The organism is Vulcanisaeta sp. JCM 14467 (genome assembly GCF_001316245.1).
Taxonomy (GTDB): Archaea; Thermoproteota; Thermoprotei; order Thermoproteales; family Thermocladiaceae; genus Vulcanisaeta.
This window is the reverse complement of sequence record NZ_BBDM01000018.1, coordinates 1-14,417: the sequence shown is the minus strand read 5'-3', so window position 1 is coordinate 14,417 and position 14,417 is coordinate 1. Positions and strand designations below refer to the sequence as shown.

Annotated in this window: 19 protein-coding genes, 1 tRNA gene and 3 pseudogenes; 7 read left to right on the top strand and 16 right to left on the bottom strand. The window is 47.3% G+C overall.

The genetic code is table 11. The features are described from left to right. The first annotated feature begins 50 nt into the window (after positions 1 to 50). Positions 51 to 153 (top strand) — tRNA-Leu (locus JCM14467_RS13415). Positions 154 to 197: 44 nt separating this feature from the next. Here JCM14467_RS13415 and JCM14467_RS18910 read toward each other — a convergent pair. Beyond that, a complete protein-coding gene (locus tag JCM14467_RS18910; RefSeq protein WP_252901712.1) occupies positions 198 to 680 on the bottom strand; it encodes a hypothetical protein in 483 nt (160 codons plus the stop codon). Between the two features lie 176 nt (positions 681 to 856). Next, positions 857 to 1,300, bottom strand: coding sequence for an ATP-binding protein (locus tag JCM14467_RS18905; protein WP_252901711.1), 444 nt, complete (start codon positions 1,298 to 1,300; stop codon positions 857 to 859). A 126-nt stretch (positions 1,301 to 1,426) separates the two neighbouring features. Between JCM14467_RS18905 and speE the strand changes: the two are divergent. Further along, positions 1,427 to 2,340, top strand: a pseudogene (speE, locus tag JCM14467_RS13405) (polyamine aminopropyltransferase). A 93-nt stretch (positions 2,341 to 2,433) separates the two neighbouring features. On the opposite strand, the gene JCM14467_RS13400 reads toward speE, so the two are convergent. Next, the gene (locus JCM14467_RS13400; protein ID WP_054850506.1) at positions 2,434 to 3,294 is read right to left on the bottom strand and encodes a class I SAM-dependent methyltransferase; all 861 of its coding nucleotides are present in this window, start codon (positions 3,292 to 3,294) and stop codon (positions 2,434 to 2,436) included. Between the two features lie 161 nt (positions 3,295 to 3,455). Here JCM14467_RS13400 and JCM14467_RS13395 point away from each other — a divergent pair, with 161 nt between their 5' ends. Further along, complete coding sequence (locus JCM14467_RS13395; RefSeq protein WP_054850505.1) at positions 3,456 to 4,214, top strand: hypothetical protein; 759 nt, start codon at positions 3,456 to 3,458, stop codon at positions 4,212 to 4,214. A gap of 14 nt (positions 4,215 to 4,228) precedes the next feature. Here JCM14467_RS13395 and JCM14467_RS13390 read toward each other — a convergent pair whose 3' ends face one another. The 4 genes from JCM14467_RS13390 to JCM14467_RS18895 form a co-directional block, all read right to left on the bottom strand. Continuing rightward, complete coding sequence (locus JCM14467_RS13390; RefSeq protein WP_054850504.1) at positions 4,229 to 5,086, bottom strand: hypothetical protein; 858 nt, start codon at positions 5,084 to 5,086, stop codon at positions 4,229 to 4,231. A gap of 23 nt (positions 5,087 to 5,109) precedes the next feature. Continuing rightward, positions 5,110 to 5,451 carry an ATP-binding protein gene (locus JCM14467_RS13385; protein ID WP_054850503.1) on the bottom strand — a complete coding sequence of 114 codons (342 nt, stop codon included), beginning with the start codon at positions 5,449 to 5,451 and terminating at the stop codon, positions 5,110 to 5,112. Between the two features lie 66 nt (positions 5,452 to 5,517). Then, positions 5,518 to 5,655: a hypothetical protein gene (locus JCM14467_RS18900; RefSeq protein ID WP_252901709.1), complete on the bottom strand. Its 138-nt coding sequence runs from the start codon at positions 5,653 to 5,655 to the stop codon at positions 5,518 to 5,520. Next, positions 5,639 to 5,794, bottom strand: coding sequence for a hypothetical protein (locus JCM14467_RS18895; RefSeq protein ID WP_252901708.1), 156 nt, complete (start codon positions 5,792 to 5,794; stop codon positions 5,639 to 5,641). Before JCM14467_RS18895 ends, JCM14467_RS18900 begins: the two co-directional genes overlap by 17 nt. 194 nt (positions 5,795 to 5,988) lie before the next feature. On the opposite strand from JCM14467_RS18895, the gene JCM14467_RS13375 reads away from it, so the two are divergent. From JCM14467_RS13375 to JCM14467_RS13365, 3 genes are read left to right on the top strand one after another with little or no spacing between them, the layout of a single operon-like run. Next, a complete protein-coding gene (locus JCM14467_RS13375) occupies positions 5,989 to 7,311 on the top strand; it encodes a hypothetical protein (RefSeq protein ID WP_252901707.1) in 1,323 nt (440 codons plus the stop codon). After that, on the top strand, positions 7,311 to 8,465 hold the full coding sequence (locus JCM14467_RS13370) for a hypothetical protein (protein ID WP_054850500.1): 1,155 nt from the start codon (positions 7,311 to 7,313) through the stop codon (positions 8,463 to 8,465). Before JCM14467_RS13375 ends, JCM14467_RS13370 begins: the two co-directional genes overlap by 1 nt. After that, positions 8,450 to 8,656, top strand: coding sequence for a hypothetical protein (locus JCM14467_RS13365; protein ID WP_054850499.1), 207 nt, complete (start codon positions 8,450 to 8,452; stop codon positions 8,654 to 8,656). The genes JCM14467_RS13370 and JCM14467_RS13365 overlap by 16 nt, the downstream gene beginning before the upstream one ends. Positions 8,657 to 8,704: 48 nt before the next feature. Here JCM14467_RS13365 and JCM14467_RS13360 read toward each other — a convergent pair whose 3' ends face one another. The 4 genes and pseudogenes from JCM14467_RS13360 to JCM14467_RS18890 form a co-directional block, all read right to left on the bottom strand. Further along, positions 8,705 to 9,085 carry a stage II sporulation protein M gene (locus tag JCM14467_RS13360; RefSeq protein WP_444823197.1) on the bottom strand — a complete coding sequence of 127 codons (381 nt, stop codon included), beginning with the start codon at positions 9,083 to 9,085 and terminating at the stop codon, positions 8,705 to 8,707. Positions 9,086 to 9,196: 111 nt separating this feature from the next. Further along, a complete protein-coding gene (locus JCM14467_RS13355) occupies positions 9,197 to 10,501 on the bottom strand; it encodes a hypothetical protein (RefSeq protein ID WP_054850497.1) in 1,305 nt (434 codons plus the stop codon). Positions 10,502 to 10,696: 195 nt separating this feature from the next. Continuing rightward, the gene (locus tag JCM14467_RS13350; RefSeq protein WP_252901705.1) at positions 10,697 to 10,921 is read right to left on the bottom strand and encodes a hypothetical protein; all 225 of its coding nucleotides are present in this window, start codon (positions 10,919 to 10,921) and stop codon (positions 10,697 to 10,699) included. Between the two features lie 105 nt (positions 10,922 to 11,026). Next, positions 11,027 to 11,181 (bottom strand): annotated as a pseudogene (locus JCM14467_RS18890) (30S ribosomal protein S30e); the annotation flags it as partial. Positions 11,182 to 11,300: 119 nt separating this feature from the next. On the opposite strand from JCM14467_RS18890, the gene JCM14467_RS13345 reads away from it, so the two are divergent. Next, positions 11,301 to 12,809: a hypothetical protein gene (locus JCM14467_RS13345; RefSeq protein WP_054850495.1), complete on the top strand. Its 1,509-nt coding sequence runs from the start codon at positions 11,301 to 11,303 to the stop codon at positions 12,807 to 12,809. A gap of 52 nt (positions 12,810 to 12,861) precedes the next feature. On the opposite strand, the gene JCM14467_RS18885 is transcribed toward JCM14467_RS13345, so the two are convergent. From JCM14467_RS18885 to JCM14467_RS18875, 5 genes and pseudogenes are all read right to left on the bottom strand, one after another. After that, complete coding sequence (locus tag JCM14467_RS18885) at positions 12,862 to 13,038, bottom strand: hypothetical protein (RefSeq protein ID WP_252901704.1); 177 nt, start codon at positions 13,036 to 13,038, stop codon at positions 12,862 to 12,864. A gap of 94 nt (positions 13,039 to 13,132) precedes the next feature. Then, positions 13,133 to 13,366: a hypothetical protein gene (locus JCM14467_RS18880; protein ID WP_252901703.1), complete on the bottom strand. Its 234-nt coding sequence runs from the start codon at positions 13,364 to 13,366 to the stop codon at positions 13,133 to 13,135. 38 nt (positions 13,367 to 13,404) lie between these two features. Continuing rightward, positions 13,405 to 13,794 carry a hypothetical protein gene (locus JCM14467_RS13340; protein ID WP_252901702.1) on the bottom strand — a complete coding sequence of 130 codons (390 nt, stop codon included), beginning with the start codon at positions 13,792 to 13,794 and terminating at the stop codon, positions 13,405 to 13,407. Continuing rightward, positions 13,772 to 14,095 (bottom strand): hypothetical protein, encoded by a 324-nt coding sequence (locus JCM14467_RS13335; RefSeq protein WP_054850493.1) that lies wholly within the window; start codon positions 14,093 to 14,095, stop codon positions 13,772 to 13,774. Before JCM14467_RS13335 ends, JCM14467_RS13340 begins: the two co-directional genes overlap by 23 nt. A 165-nt stretch (positions 14,096 to 14,260) precedes the next feature. Beyond that, positions 14,261 to 14,417, bottom strand: a pseudogene (locus JCM14467_RS18875) (ATP-binding protein); the annotation flags it as partial.

Genomic DNA, 14,417 nt, shown 5'->3' with positions numbered 1-14,417 from the left:
GTGAGGATCGAAACGAAAAAGTTAAAAGACCGTGAAAAATAATTAATCCTGCGGGGGTGCCCGAGCCTGGTCAAAGGGGGCGGACTTAAGATCGCGAGATAAGACATCCGCTGGCGAAGGCCTGCGTGGGTTCAAATCCCACCCCCCGCACCAAATTAGCTTTACTATATTCATGAATCAATGTTGAATGACTTAGTTCATAGGAGCATTGCAGCTCTTCGTAATACTGGGTCGGATATGACGTACGTATCATCCCTCTTCTCAACTATGGAGAGTTCAATCAACCTCCTTAGGTGTTCATAGAGTGTTCTATCATTTATGGTCCTACCCTCATCCATCTCAAGCATCCTCTTTATCTCACTCCACCTCCTCTCCGTGGTCAGTATCCTCAACAACGACCTATACCTACTACTCCTGCTCATGGATAGGAACCTCTCAAGCTCCTCCCTACCAATCCTAACCGCCTGCTCAAGGACCTTATCAATATTCTCCGTACAGGCATTTGGGTTTAGGTAGCACGTGTAACCAAAGAGCGTTAACCAACCAATAACCCCGTCCAACTCCTCCACGGCAGTCTCGATAATACTCCTCGGAACCCTAATCCCAAGCTCGGAGAAGCCCCTCTCGAGGAAGTCCACGGACTCCTCCCTAGTCAACCTCCTGGCCCTAACCACATGCACGTACCTCCCATAGAGCGGTGAATCCGGGTTCTCCAGTCCCAGGAATTTGAATAAAACACCGACTTCAGACCCAGTCAGGACTATCCTAAGGTTCCTTAGATTATCGTATGCGAAGGCGAATATTCTCGTAAAGGATATCCAGGTTATTTTGGATAGTTCCTGGGCCTCATCAACTGCTATGACAATGGGCTTACCGAGATCCCGCCCAGACTATTCAACGCCACCAACAACTCTCCAAGCTCCAACCTCTCACTACCTCTCCAACTAACCTCCACCGAGAAGCCCGGCGTACTTATCGAAACACCCCTAACACTTCTCAGGAACTTAATAATCCTCTCACGTAAATCACCATACCTACCCAGGAAGTCCTCGAGCGAATCCCTGAGAATGTATGCGAAGTCCCTATACGTGGGTGCCTCTGAGAACCTGGGATCCACGTAAATGTAGGGATAGCCAATTTCGTTCAGGGCGACCCTTAATAGTGACGTTTTCCCGGACCTCCTAATGCCTATCACGATGGTCAATGGGTTAAGCTTAATGCCCTTAGTGAGCTCCTCAAGCTCCCTATCGAAATCATACAACTCCTCCCTCCTCGTCTTTGGCCTTATGTCGAATAGCATTACTTGGGGCACCCCAAGTGAACTTGTAGTGCCCCAGGTTTAAATACCTACCAGCGCAATTAGCGCCGTGTCGTTAAATAATGCTTAAAAGTCGAGGGGCTCTACTCACGTGATGAGCTTGAAAGGATGAGTAAGGAGGGTACGTGGTTCATCGAGTTTAATACGCCATTTAGTTACCACGTTAGGGGTATTAGGAGGGTTCTTTACAGTGGCGTTACTAAGTACCAGCGTGTCGCCATTGTCGAGTTTGAGGACTTGGGTAAGGCGTTGGTGCTCGATGGCAAGATACAGAGCTCGTTGTATGATGAGTTTGTTTACCACGAATCACTGGTTCACCCAGCAATGATCACGCACCCAAACCCGAGGAGGGTGTTGATCCTAGGCGGTGGTGAGGGTGCAACGGCTAGGGAGGTGCTTAGGCATAAGAGTGTTGAGGAGGTGGTGATGGTTGATATTGATGATGAGGTGATTAGGCTCGTTAAGGAGTACCTCCCTGAAATGAGCCAGGGCGCATTCAACAACCCAAGGCTTAGGCTCGTGCTTCAGGATGGTAGGAAGTTCCTTGAGGAGTCGAGGGATAAGTACGACGTAATAATACTAGACCTGACCGACCCACTCGAGGGCGGTCCATCATACCTACTGTACACTGTTGAGTTCTACAGCATTGTTAGGGATAGGCTTAGTGATGATGGTATAATGGTGACCCAGGCAACATCAACATCATACTCCCTCAGGACATTCGCAACGATTTACAGAACCATTGCCTCAGTATTCCCAATAACCAGGGCCTACCAGGTATACATGCACTCCTTTGATAGTACCTGGGGCTTCGTGATCGGGTCCAAGAGGTACGACCCAACGGCTTTAACGCCTGACGAGGTTAATAGCAGGATTAGGGAGAGGATAGGCGGTGGGCTTAGGTTCTACGAGGCGACATGCACAGGGCTATGTTCATACTGCCAAAGCACATAAGGGCCGTACTGAGTGACGAATCGATAAAGCCCGCAACCGATAAGAACCCAACATTCCTACCTGCATGATTGATTACATACCTTATTATTATTTCAAACTGAAGCTATTCACATGCATTATTAACTAAGGTGGTGTGGTTGGGAGGTCCAGTATGGTAGGTGTTAATTCAACTTCCTACTAATGATTAGGAATGTGGTGGCTACGTACTTAAACGGTATATGCCTGCCCAACACATCATCGAACACGTACAATAACGACGCCATCCTCGCAATCTTACCACCACCCCATTGGTGAATCCTGGATGGGATTATATTCGACAACACGTGAATACCCCTAAGATCCACAACCTCAAATCCATAACTACTCAACATACCCAATATTTCCCTAATTGTGAAGAACCTAAGCGGGACAGCCTCACTACCTTGATTATACCAATAACCCACGTGCCCCCTACCACTAATCAACCCCCTGAGGAAACCCCTCACAGACACAGCGCCGAGTAACGCCTCATAAGCCATGTCAGGACAGACCAGGTTATCAACATCAAACAATAAATAACCACCACTCCCCAAAACCCTGGAAACCTCCCTAAACGCCTCCTCAGACTTCACTATATGATTAAAAACACTGCCATAGGCAACAACCGCATCGAAGTAACCATCCTTAAACGGCAACCTAACCGCATCACCCTGAACAGGATCACTACACCTCCTCGACCTAACGCACTTAGCAAGCGATGCGCGGGAAATGTCGAGACTAACCACGTGATACCCACGCCTCCTGAGGAGCATCGTCCAAACACCAGTACCACTGCCCAAATCGAGAACCTTACTATGTATTTTAAACCCATCAAAATAGTCCTTAAAGACCTCATACAACTCATTATACACATGCCTATAATACTGGGAGAACTTGAGGAAAACCCTTTCATAGACAGGGGCCAATTCGTCATATACCGTGCTCACTATTGATTCGTAACTAGATGACTGATCGTCACCCTCCACCCTAACCTCCCAATTCATGAATAAATACCCCCGGCTTAATAAAGCTTCTACCGCATAAATATAGTATATATTTCATAATTCTCATGGTTTCTTTGTAAAACATAACGATAGCAGGAACCGCACTGCTGGTATTTCGGGGAAATAAAAATTTTATAAATCAACGATTCAGTAGGGATGCAATGTCACAGGGCGTTATTGAGGATAAAGTCAAGAGAGGTTTATTGCTCGTCAACGCCTGCGACAACAATAAGGTAACATGCAGACTACTCGGTGGCGTGGCAATAGCCTACCTGGTACGCGACGTGTACGCCGAGGCCCCAACACTCTCACGCGAGCCCAAGGACATTGACGTGGCAGCCCATAGGAAGGACTCAGGAAGGATATCGAGGATCTTCGAGGGACTCGGCCTAAAGGCCGATGTAAGGTTCAACGCACTCCACGGTGCCGAGAGGCTTAGGTTCTTCGATACTCAAGCAAACACGAGGATCGATGTCTTCCTGGACATCTTCAGGGAGAGCCACGTAATCGAGCTCAAGGACAGGCTCGAGAAATTCAGCCCAACAATACCACCAAGCGACCTACTAATGACCAAGCTCCAAATCTGGGAAATCAACGAGAAGGACCTAAAGGACATAGTGGCCATGCTCTACAAATTCGAGCTTGGGGATAAGGACGACATGAACACCATAGACCTAGGCAGGATAGTGGAGTTAACGTCAGACGACTGGGGACTCTACAAGACGACTACCGTGAACATAGAGAGGACAATGAACTACCTAAACACAATAGACCTGCCAGGAAAGGTCAAGGAAAAGGTCACCAACAACCTAAACAGGATCAGGGAAGCCATGAACAAGGCACCAAAGAGCATGAAGTGGAAAATGAGGGCAGCAATCGGCGAAAGAGTCAGGTGGTACGAAACACCAGAGGAAGCATGACTAAACGCCACGCATCACCCGGCACCCCTCACGACCTCGTTAATCACGTCACCAGGGTCCACGTCGATCCTGGACCGATTAACCATGGCCCTCAAGACCCAGTAATAGGCAGGTAATTGATACGCATAGTCACCACCAACCCAGGGCTCCCTGGGCAGCTCCGACAGTGTGGTACCGTAAATATCAATTAAAACATTCATACGAAGCAGGTAATCACCACCAAGATTCAGGTACGCACTCAACGGGTCAGGATCAGCCACCTTACCCAGTAATGAATCAACGCCAACACCCCTAACCGTAGCCTCATGAATGATCACGTCCCTAACCCTCCTAATCACCGTACCAGACAACCAACCATTGACATTCCACCCATACTTAAGCACAAGCACCGCCAACTCCCTAACATTACCACCCAACAACTCCCAAAGAACCACAGGATCAACAGGCCTAGGCATCGGCACCCTACCCACCACATCATTGACCAAACCCACGAACTCCTCCCTGGGCAAGTACCAAAGCAGGAAGCTACTGAGTCCGCCCTTCGGCCCGTTCCTCTTAACGATGTCGACGGCAGCCCTATCACTAAACCCAAAGAGCACAGTAAGCCCACGGACATTATCGTAGATAACGCTTGAATGCTCCTCAATAGCGCCCGCATAAGCCAACACCTCACCCTCAATAACACCATAACTAACCTGCACATCCCAATCAACACCAAGCATAGTCCTAAAACGCTTATCAAGCTCATCAAACGCAAGCACGACGTACCTATCCCTCAACTCCCTCCCAACCCTCAACTCATTAACCAGGTCATAAAAGAACCTACCAATACCAACCAGCAACCCAGGCTCGGTACCACTCAGTATCGGCATGATATCATTATTAAACGCCCTGGTCAGGCACTCATGACACCACCCCCCAGGTTAATTGCGTAGGCCCTCAACGAATCGGCCAGTGCCCTCTCCTCGAGGTTCACGTAAATAGCCACAACATCATCCCTAACACTACCGAGCGCCCTAAGGAAATTCCTAAGGAATGTCGACTTACCACAACCCAGTGGGCCATACACAACACCAACACCACCCAATTCCCTAAGGAGAACCTCAACCTCACGCCCACGATCCCTAAACATTATTGGAAAACCACCAAGCTCCTCAACACCAAAGTAAGCACCACCCTCCCTAACCCTACCAACCAAATCCCCAACATCAACACCAACACCAAGCCTACTAGGCATTACAAAGAGCAACTCACCTAAGGGCTATTTAACCCATGCAACCCAAGAGCCACAAAGACAAGCCACTCAAGCATCAACGCCATTACCAACGACATAATCATAAAGCCCAACGGCAATCCAAAGCAAATCCCTATAGAGACCCCTAGACAGTACACTACGGAGGACATCCAGGGAGACCTGGGAATAATTATGAACGAGGACCAAACACACCACGAACCAAGGAACCAAAGAGCACGGCAAAGTAAATAAAATCCTTATAATAATTAGTAATAACATCCCTAACAACACCCAAAACCCCCTGGCAATACCCACCACACCCAACCATCAAACCAATAACCAACACCACACTTAAAAGGAGTAATAAACATAAAAGGAATTAACTAAAATGACCACGCAAATCAACACCAAGTCACTAATACTAATAGTTATCGCAGCGTTAATAATCATCGACGCTACTCAATATACACATACCTACTGGCACCACCACTACCCTATGTAAGGGTACTCGGCTATTACGGGGATTACGGCATAGCCAACGTGAATAAAGACGTGACAGTGCTCTACAAAACATCGCTAATTCCACTAGGCCTTGAGGGGGTAAATACAACCAACGGCAGGCGTATTTGGAAGGCAACTATTTACATACCAGGCCTCATCACCCTTGCACGCTTTACACGAATAAACGATGAACTACTCATCATGACGTATAGCCTCTATGGAGGTATATACGGCGGTCAGGAGGAACCATTCGTGGCTAACCTAACCGTGATCAACGCACTCACAGGAAGAATCATCAACCATACAGTGCTAGTGGCGGTGTCATCTGCCAAGTATTACATGGCCGCAAATGCCATAGGCAACAATGTCTACGTGGTGATAATACCATTAATAAGCAAGTCATTAAAGCCGGTAAACACCACGATAATTGACCTCAGGTTGTTGGGCAAGGAACCATATGGTGTTGAGGTTTGGCGCACCGAAGTCATTAACTCCTGCATATCATTCTCAATCGTCGTGACTGGGATTAAGAGGTTCAGTAATTACGTCTTAATAACATTATCGTGCAGCGATAAACCATTAACATACGTGTTAAATGCAAGCAATGGTAAGTTAATGCTAAGGGCTAACGTAAGTTCGAACGTATACGGCATCGCCGGAAACACCCTGATTTACCAGTGCGGAGGCAGGATTTGCGGGTTAAACCTCATTAACAATAGAACCTGGGCGCTACCAATAATTGGCGACGTAGCATCAGTAACAATTAGTGAGGACGAGGCCCTGGTACTAACAACCACGGGATACACAATATGGGCCTACGGCATCACAGGCAATGGCACACTACTATTCCGCAGGGAACTATGGACATACACAGCACCACTAACACTATGCTCAATAGGGCTCAGGTACACGTTCACGGCTGAGTCATACCCAATTGGTGACTACGCATTAGTAATCATACTACCCGAGGGAACCTGGTACATAAGCGGTGGCGGATTCGGCTGCATGCCCCAATCAATAATCATCCTAAACCCAAACAACGGCCACGTGGTAGTAAGCGTCACAAAGTCCGCCTGGATCGCGTACCTAAACGCATACCCATACTCATTCAACAACCTCTGGCAGGCGCTAGACATTAACTACGTAAGTAACGACTACGTAATATACTCAGTAAACAACGCCCTAAACTCACGCACATTCACCCACCAATACACGTACTACTTAACAACACCCAAGGCCATAACCAACGAATGGTGGTATTACACAATAAACGATACGCCATACCCAGCACTCACAACAACTGCATTACTAATTGCATTAGCAATACTTTATAGGAAACTACATCAGAAGGGTAATTACTAATGGGTAGGCGATTAACCCGTAATGCACTACTAATCGCCATAATAGCACTGGCAATACTCGACGGCTATCTAACGTACACGTACATACTCGGCAGCCCACTCCCATACACGGGAACACTGAGTATAGGCCCATACCAGTTAGTCGCCGTGAGAAATAATGAGGCAATCCTATATAGGGAGTACGTACTACCATCACTCCACGTATTAATTACTAGGATAACCATTAAGGGCGTCAATACGATCAATGGTAAGGTATTATGGACGGTAAACGTAGATAACCTTGGACAGCCATTAATCGCCTTCTCCCTGGTTAATAATGATCTATTCCTCATAACATATAATCAATACAACTACTACTCCAACTCGATTAAACGTTTCGTATTATCAACGATCGTGAATGCGACCATGATAAACGTATTAACTGGCGATATAATAAACTCCACAATAATCACCACCACACCATACTATAGCGTCATAGTCAACGCACTTAATGACCACATGTACGTACTGATATTCCCACCATCAACCAACAACATGACCGTGATTCACTACAAACTAAGCAACTCACCACCATACGTCACTTTAGTCTGGAACCAAACACTGACCAAAATATGCGGCCCATACAACACCACGGGAAATGTGGGAATCAACGAAGGCACTAAGTACGTACTAATGACCATACCATGCAACAAGGCAATACACATATACCTACTAAACAGAACAAACGGCGAGACGTTAAGGAGCGCATTCATTACGTCAATACCAAGCATCGCCAGGGTTTACGGCATGATAAACAACACCGTGATCTATCTATGCGGATCTCGCATATGTGGCACGAACATAGTGACCAACGAGACCTGGTCAATACCAATAACGGGCTACCTAACCTCGGTAACAACCTACGGAGACAAAGCCATAATACTAATGATGAGCAATAACACGCTCATCATGGACACGGTGGTCCCAAACGGCACGGTACTCGTGAGGAAGGCCATATGGAGCTACAAACCACCCTGGTGCGCGCCGGGCTATGCCGTGGAGATTCACTCCTTCAGCGCCGGCGCAATACACCTACTGGGCAATTACTTCCTAATCCTGGCAAGCCCCTTCGCACTAACCTATACGGCGAGTGGTTACGTATGCTACCCGAGGTAATAATAATAGTTAATGCAGTTAACGGCGAGGTAATAACCAGGACCACAAGGTTCACGTGGTCAGAGATAAGCGGGGACCTAGGACCAAGCCTATACATGGACTACACAGGCAACAACACAATCATCTACACACAGTGCGCACTAAGCCACTGCACCACCTACAAAACAACACCACAAACCTTTACGGGCTAATCACACGACATAATCACTCACCAAAACTAAAACAACAAAGCACCAAGGCTAAATAACGACACCGCATAGAGCCCTACCGAACAGATACCTTGCTACTGACGGCGATATGAAGGCCTCTACGAACGCAGCAACCACAATCGCGGCAATCCCAAGGACGAGAAGCCTCAAATAACCCACGTCACCGCTGTGGTACTTAACACCAGCCAACGCAAACAACGAGTAACCGAGTAACTCAATAACTCCGTGTGGAAGCAGGAGTATTAAGGCCATGAGACTCCTCACAGTGAAGGACACGGAGAACCCAACATACAAACCCTCAACAAACAACACGAAATAGGCAATGAACAACGAATAACTAACTAGGAAGACCACCAACGCAAAAGACGCATTCCTAATAATAATTATTAAGAGTAAGCCCAGCGGCGACACGTCATACACGGCATGTAAACACACGCATGAGAAAAGACGTAACCCAGCAAAACACCACCCACAACACCAACCCACATAATAGCTTCACCGCCCAAAACAGCGTAAACGCCCCTAATACGAACCACCCCTAAACAACACATGCACATAAAGGGCATGGGCAAGGGACAGCATTGAATATAGCAGGAAATTCAGGGCAATAAATACCACCGTGAGGACAACGGCAACCACAAAGGCACGACCAACACTACGCAGGACAAGCCAAGAAACCAACGACAAAAGCAAAAACGAAACTAATGCGGCCGTAATATTTGAGTAAAGCCACACATGATAAACTAAGTATAGGGCGGGAGATGCAGCAAAAACCGCTGTAAATACCGATGCACCCATCATGGAGAGATTCACGACAGATTCATCACCCAAGTCCCCACTAAACAACCTAACAACAGGCCTAAAAACGACACCGAGCAATATGGTTAGTAAGAATGAACCAATGACGACCCCCACGTAAATAAGCAACGCCAACCTAAGATAAGCACCAGGCAAATCATACGCAGGGACAACCACGAGGAAACCAGCAAACAAGGACGCAAGTAGCGGGAACTCCCAGGGCGCATAGGCACCAATCACATCACCCCTCAACAACACCAAATCCCTCCTACCCGGGTGCGTAACCCTCGACCTAATCGGCGCCCTCCTAGCATCATCAACACCAAAAAGCGACCCAAGCACCATCCTGAAGTAATCCAGGGACCTAGGACCCAACCTATCGTAGGCAGCCCTATCAGCATGCAACTCAAGGGACCTAGCCAACACAAGAAGCAACACAGCCAAAAGAGGCACCCCAGTCCAAACCATCGAATAACCACGCACACCAAAGTAAACCAACAACGAAACCCCAAGGAACAGGACGGCACCGAGAACCAGGGCATGCTTATACATGGCATGGCAGCCCTCATGGGCATTAATAAGGTCAACAACACCTCCATCGTACCGCTCGGGATGCATGACAATTATGAAGTCATGGTATAACGTACTCATCGTAAAACCATTATACTTACCGTCACTTATCAATCGAACAACAATGTATCTACCAACACGAGAACCAAAGCCCCTGACGTATACGTAGATCAGGGCATCATTCACCAACATCGACAACACGAAATAGGCAGCAACAACACCAAGGAAGAAACCCAACGAAAGACCACGTAAGTAATAAAGGCTAAGGAATATTAGTGTTGATAACTCAGCAGTAAGTAAAACCGAGAATAACATGATGGTATTAACCGCCCTACTCCTCAGCAACGCGTCCCTTACCGAACTAAACTCCCTATGATACACCTCATGCTCAATGTATGCAATAAACAAGAGACTAAGTGTAGTACCTATGATGAAGTTTATGATGGGCGGAAACTTCATGCTAGATAAATAAGGAGTTGAATAAATAAGCGAGAGGAATACGATCACGAATATCAAGATACCAAGAAATAAGCGATAAATTATTTTTAACCGACCCAATCGAGGCATTAATTCACCATTAAGCAATTCCTACAGTAACAGCACCACAGACCCAAGGTGCTGGATTATTAAACGCATTCCAACCATAGTGGTATATTAAGTATCCTGCGTAGGCGCAAGTTCCAAAATACGACCAGATAGCAATCCCAGTTGAAAGACCAGCGAGAAAGTCGCTGCAGCAGCTATCGCCCCCAAAGTTATACCACCAGTAAGTATGCCTACTGCTGGCGCCGCGAAAACATAAAGCAGCATTATTGACATTGCAACCACAGCCTCAACAACCTCCTTCCCACGCACCTTACCAAAGCCTGTAGACCTCATACATAATTCACTTATTTCAACTGATATATATATATTACGCCCCAAACCGAATAAAATAACAAAGAAAACAAGGAAGGAAGAAGAAAACGATTTTAAACAAGCAAATCACGAAACCTGCTGACCCTGACCAAGCCTAAACAACAAACGCCTATAATTACGACTATTCCTCCTCCTAGGAATAAGATTCCTCCTAGCTTAGGCGGAATCCTAGGCGTCTGACTCCTCACCTTGCCCGCTTTCGTAAGGCTGCCGTGGCTTGGCGTAACCTATCCCCAAGAGACATGATACAATGATTCAATTTAAATTTTACTCATCATTCTACCTCAATGCTGAAAGTAACTTATAAACCAAAAAGATAATTTAACCATATGGATGTGAGATGCTCCAAGACAACCCACTTAACTTGGGTAATAACGGCACAGTCACAGTTGAAGAACTAGTTAATGCACTGACGAAAATCAAAGAGGAAATACTAAGTAACTGGGATAAGATTAAGAACGAAAACAACGTCGAACCCAAGAAATCCGCTTTAGGTACAAGGATGCATTACCTACGTGGATTTTCACTGCACGCCTTTGTCACGACTAACGTTACGATTAATAATGCCGACCAAATACTTGCCGGACTCCTTATCAGTGACGTATCCCCCGTAAAGTTCGGTAGTACGTATGCCATAGCACTAAATTCACCAGACCCTCGACTAGCCGCCACACTACTGATAACCCTAATCAATTACCTCAATATAGATAGGGTTAAGGATTACATATACATAACCGTCAGCGAAGGTAAGACCAAAGTAAACATATCATTTAAGCACATTATAGAAATAACTGGGAAGTTAAGAGACAAAATAGGCAAGTTCATCGTAGATAAAGAAAAGGCACAAGCGCTCCTTAACAATCCTAAGGTACCTGATTACCTAATTAACTGGCTTAAGGACGCCCTAAATAATTGGGATAGCATCAAGGTGAGGAAACAGGTCAGATTTATCTACTATGCCATTAATGGGTTGTTGGGTAAGGCTTCGTTGTTTGGTTGGTTTGCGGGTGACGGGGTTTTGGGCCATGTTGGTAGGGGTTCTTTTGATATTGGTTTTTCGTTTGTTGTTGATGAGCCTGTTAGGAGGTTTATGGATGAGTTCCTGTGCGGTGTTTATGGTTGTTCTGGTCGTTTCTTCGGCGGTTCCTCGGCTAGAGACAGCGAGCACTACGTGACGTGCCCCGTGAAGGCCTTGGTGATTGGCGACATCGTTGGTTTGGCCAATGCATGGCCTGCCTATGGGCTCACTGAGCGAGTAACCAAGTTGGTCGAGGCAGCTAGATACTCCACACCGTGCCTCACCTATGCCAAGTACCCGATCATCAACGTGCTTGGTCATGAGTTGATCCTTAGGAAGCACAACATGGGCCGTGGGTGGTACCTAGCCAAGTCCACGAGTGACGAGGGCTTGGCCATGGCAATCTTCAACGACCTTAGGGCCGCCGGGTTCGGCGTTACCCTGAGTAGGCGTGATGGTGAGTTCGAGATCTACGTACCAATCGAGGACACGAAGCGAATCCTGAGGATGCTCGGGCTTTACGAGAGGTTTTACGGCGAGCCGAGGAGACTGCCCAGCATCGACGAGGTCATTAACGTACTAAGGAGGTACAGCATCAGGAGGTGGCACGTGTACACGGCCAGGGCCCGTAATGGTAGGGGCTATGAGTACACGGAGACCTGCCTACTAATTTCCCTAGGCAACTCGGAGGCAGCTAAGGGCCTCAGGGACGAGCTCACCAAGCTCGGTATCAAGGTCCGCAAGGTCGTGTGGGGCACAGTGATCATCTGCAACCCCGAGGACAGGGAACTACTCATCAAAGCCCTTAACTCCCTGGGCTTAAGTAACTAGTTTCTTGACCTGCCCTCTGTGCCTCGTCAAACATAAAGACCCACCGCAAACCTCACCTAACAAAATCAACCACACTAAGCACGGCGCAGAAAACCAAAACCTGCCTCTTATGAATTAACCAACCCTGCAGGTATATAGCATTGAACCTCTTTAGTGTGAAGTCCCTAAGTACTTCCCGTGGTGCTTCTACTAGTGGTTCTTTGGTTAGTACTGTTACTTCGTGGCCCATTTTGGTGAGTCTTTCTGCTATGCTTTTTACGACATATTTTACGCCGCCGATGTGTAGGTGGTGTCTTGGTGCGACGTGGATTATTCTCGTAGTTCTAGTCTGGTCTTTTCCCTGGGTCTGGGAATACTGTGACTATTGTTAGGCATTTGATGGTTTTGACTATTACGACTTTTAATGTCTTGCACCTGTACTTGACGATTGCCCTCCTCCTCTCGATTTCGATGCCTTTAGGTCTGTCTGGTACTTCGTCTGGTGTGCCGTGTTCGTATATTGCGTGTGCTTTGCTTGCTATGGTGTTGAGTGTTTCTGGCCCGGTGTACCTTGTCACGTCTGTTCTGTGCTTGATTATGGCGTGTGTTGAGTATGTTATTTGGCAGTCCAGCCTATTGCCGTGTGTATGGCTACGCATGGCTCGCCCGTGGTTGTTATGAAGCCGTCAGCAACCGCTACTGCTATGGGTTCGGCATAGACCTCGAACACCCTCCCGTCGACCTTAACCACTGCGTGGGCTAATTCAACCAGCCTAAATGGGGTGGGTCTGTATGGTGCGTTGGCGCTGCATGGGCCGATTACCTGTTGTGGCTGTTTGTTAAATCTGGCCTCTATGTCGATGGTGGCTGTTATTCCGTATCCCTCGCCGACCTTGGCGGCTTTGACGCTGATTATCCTGTATTTAATGGTTATGTGATCCTCGACCTCGATTATGCCTGGTTGGCTGCTTAGGATTTCTACGTTAAGTGGTGTTACCATAAACATCCACTTTGATTCTCCTGAACACGTCAATGACCTCTCCCTGGTTGTTTACCCACCTCTTGACTTCTAGGTCGATGCCCCATATGCCGTGTTCGTCGGCGAATATTGCGAAGTTCCCAGTGCCCTCGATGACGTACTTAACCTCGCTGTCCCTGAACCTGATGGATACTACTTCGACGGAGGCATCGTAGTATGCCCTACTTATTACCAGCGTGGGCGCTTGCGGCCCGGAGTTGGTTGCGATGCTAAACGGCGCGTTACTTGCCCATGCATCCCCGGTGCTTACTGTCACTACCTGAGCCATCACGGTGTCGTTAAAATCTCCTTCCAGGTTTGATAAGCCTTATCCGCCGTATTCCTGGCGAGGTCATCGTTAAGGGTATAACGGCTGGGAAGGTCTCAAGTAGCCTGGCGTTAATGCGTTTCTTCATTGTCAGCTTTGGCATTGACTTCTTGATGGTTTTTGTGTTCATGTCAATTCCTGTAGTGCCTTCCTCACGGCTTCCCTGTGTATTGGTGTTTGCCATGCTACCCTGGTCCCAATGCCCAGTTCTGGGTCTTTCCTTGGTGGTGGTTGGTCTATCCAGAATTCTGGGTCTCTCATTGGTATTGCGTCCACGACCAGG

Coding starts and splice junctions, on each gene's coding strand:
- JCM14467_RS18905 (WP_252901711.1), bottom strand. CDS start 1,300: ATGCTATTCGACATAAGGCCAAAGACGAGGAGGGAGGAGTTGTATGAT.
- JCM14467_RS13400 (WP_054850506.1), bottom strand. CDS start 3,294: ATGAATTGGGAGGTTAGGGTGGAGGGTGACGATCAGTCATCTAGTTAC.
- JCM14467_RS13395 (WP_054850505.1), top strand. CDS start 3,456: ATGTCACAGGGCGTTATTGAGGATAAAGTCAAGAGAGGTTTATTGCTC.
- JCM14467_RS13390 (WP_054850504.1), bottom strand. CDS start 5,086: ATGCCGATACTGAGTGGTACCGAGCCTGGGTTGCTGGTTGGTATTGGT.
- JCM14467_RS13385 (WP_054850503.1), bottom strand. CDS start 5,451: ATGCCTAGTAGGCTTGGTGTTGGTGTTGATGTTGGGGATTTGGTTGGT.
- JCM14467_RS13370 (WP_054850500.1), top strand. CDS start 7,311: ATGGGTAGGCGATTAACCCGTAATGCACTACTAATCGCCATAATAGCA.
- JCM14467_RS13365 (WP_054850499.1), top strand. CDS start 8,450: ATGCTACCCGAGGTAATAATAATAGTTAATGCAGTTAACGGCGAGGTA.
- JCM14467_RS13355 (WP_054850497.1), bottom strand. CDS start 10,501: ATGAAGTTTCCGCCCATCATAAACTTCATCATAGGTACTACACTTAGT.
- JCM14467_RS13350 (WP_252901705.1), bottom strand. CDS start 10,921: ATGAGGTCTACAGGCTTTGGTAAGGTGCGTGGGAAGGAGGTTGTTGAG.
- JCM14467_RS13345 (WP_054850495.1), top strand. CDS start 11,301: ATGCTCCAAGACAACCCACTTAACTTGGGTAATAACGGCACAGTCACA.
- JCM14467_RS18885 (WP_252901704.1), bottom strand. CDS start 13,038: ATGGGCCACGAAGTAACAGTACTAACCAAAGAACCACTAGTAGAAGCA.
- JCM14467_RS13340 (WP_252901702.1), bottom strand. CDS start 13,794: ATGTTTATGGTAACACCACTTAACGTAGAAATCCTAAGCAGCCAACCA.
- JCM14467_RS13335 (WP_054850493.1), bottom strand. CDS start 14,095: ATGGCTCAGGTAGTGACAGTAAGCACCGGGGATGCATGGGCAAGTAAC.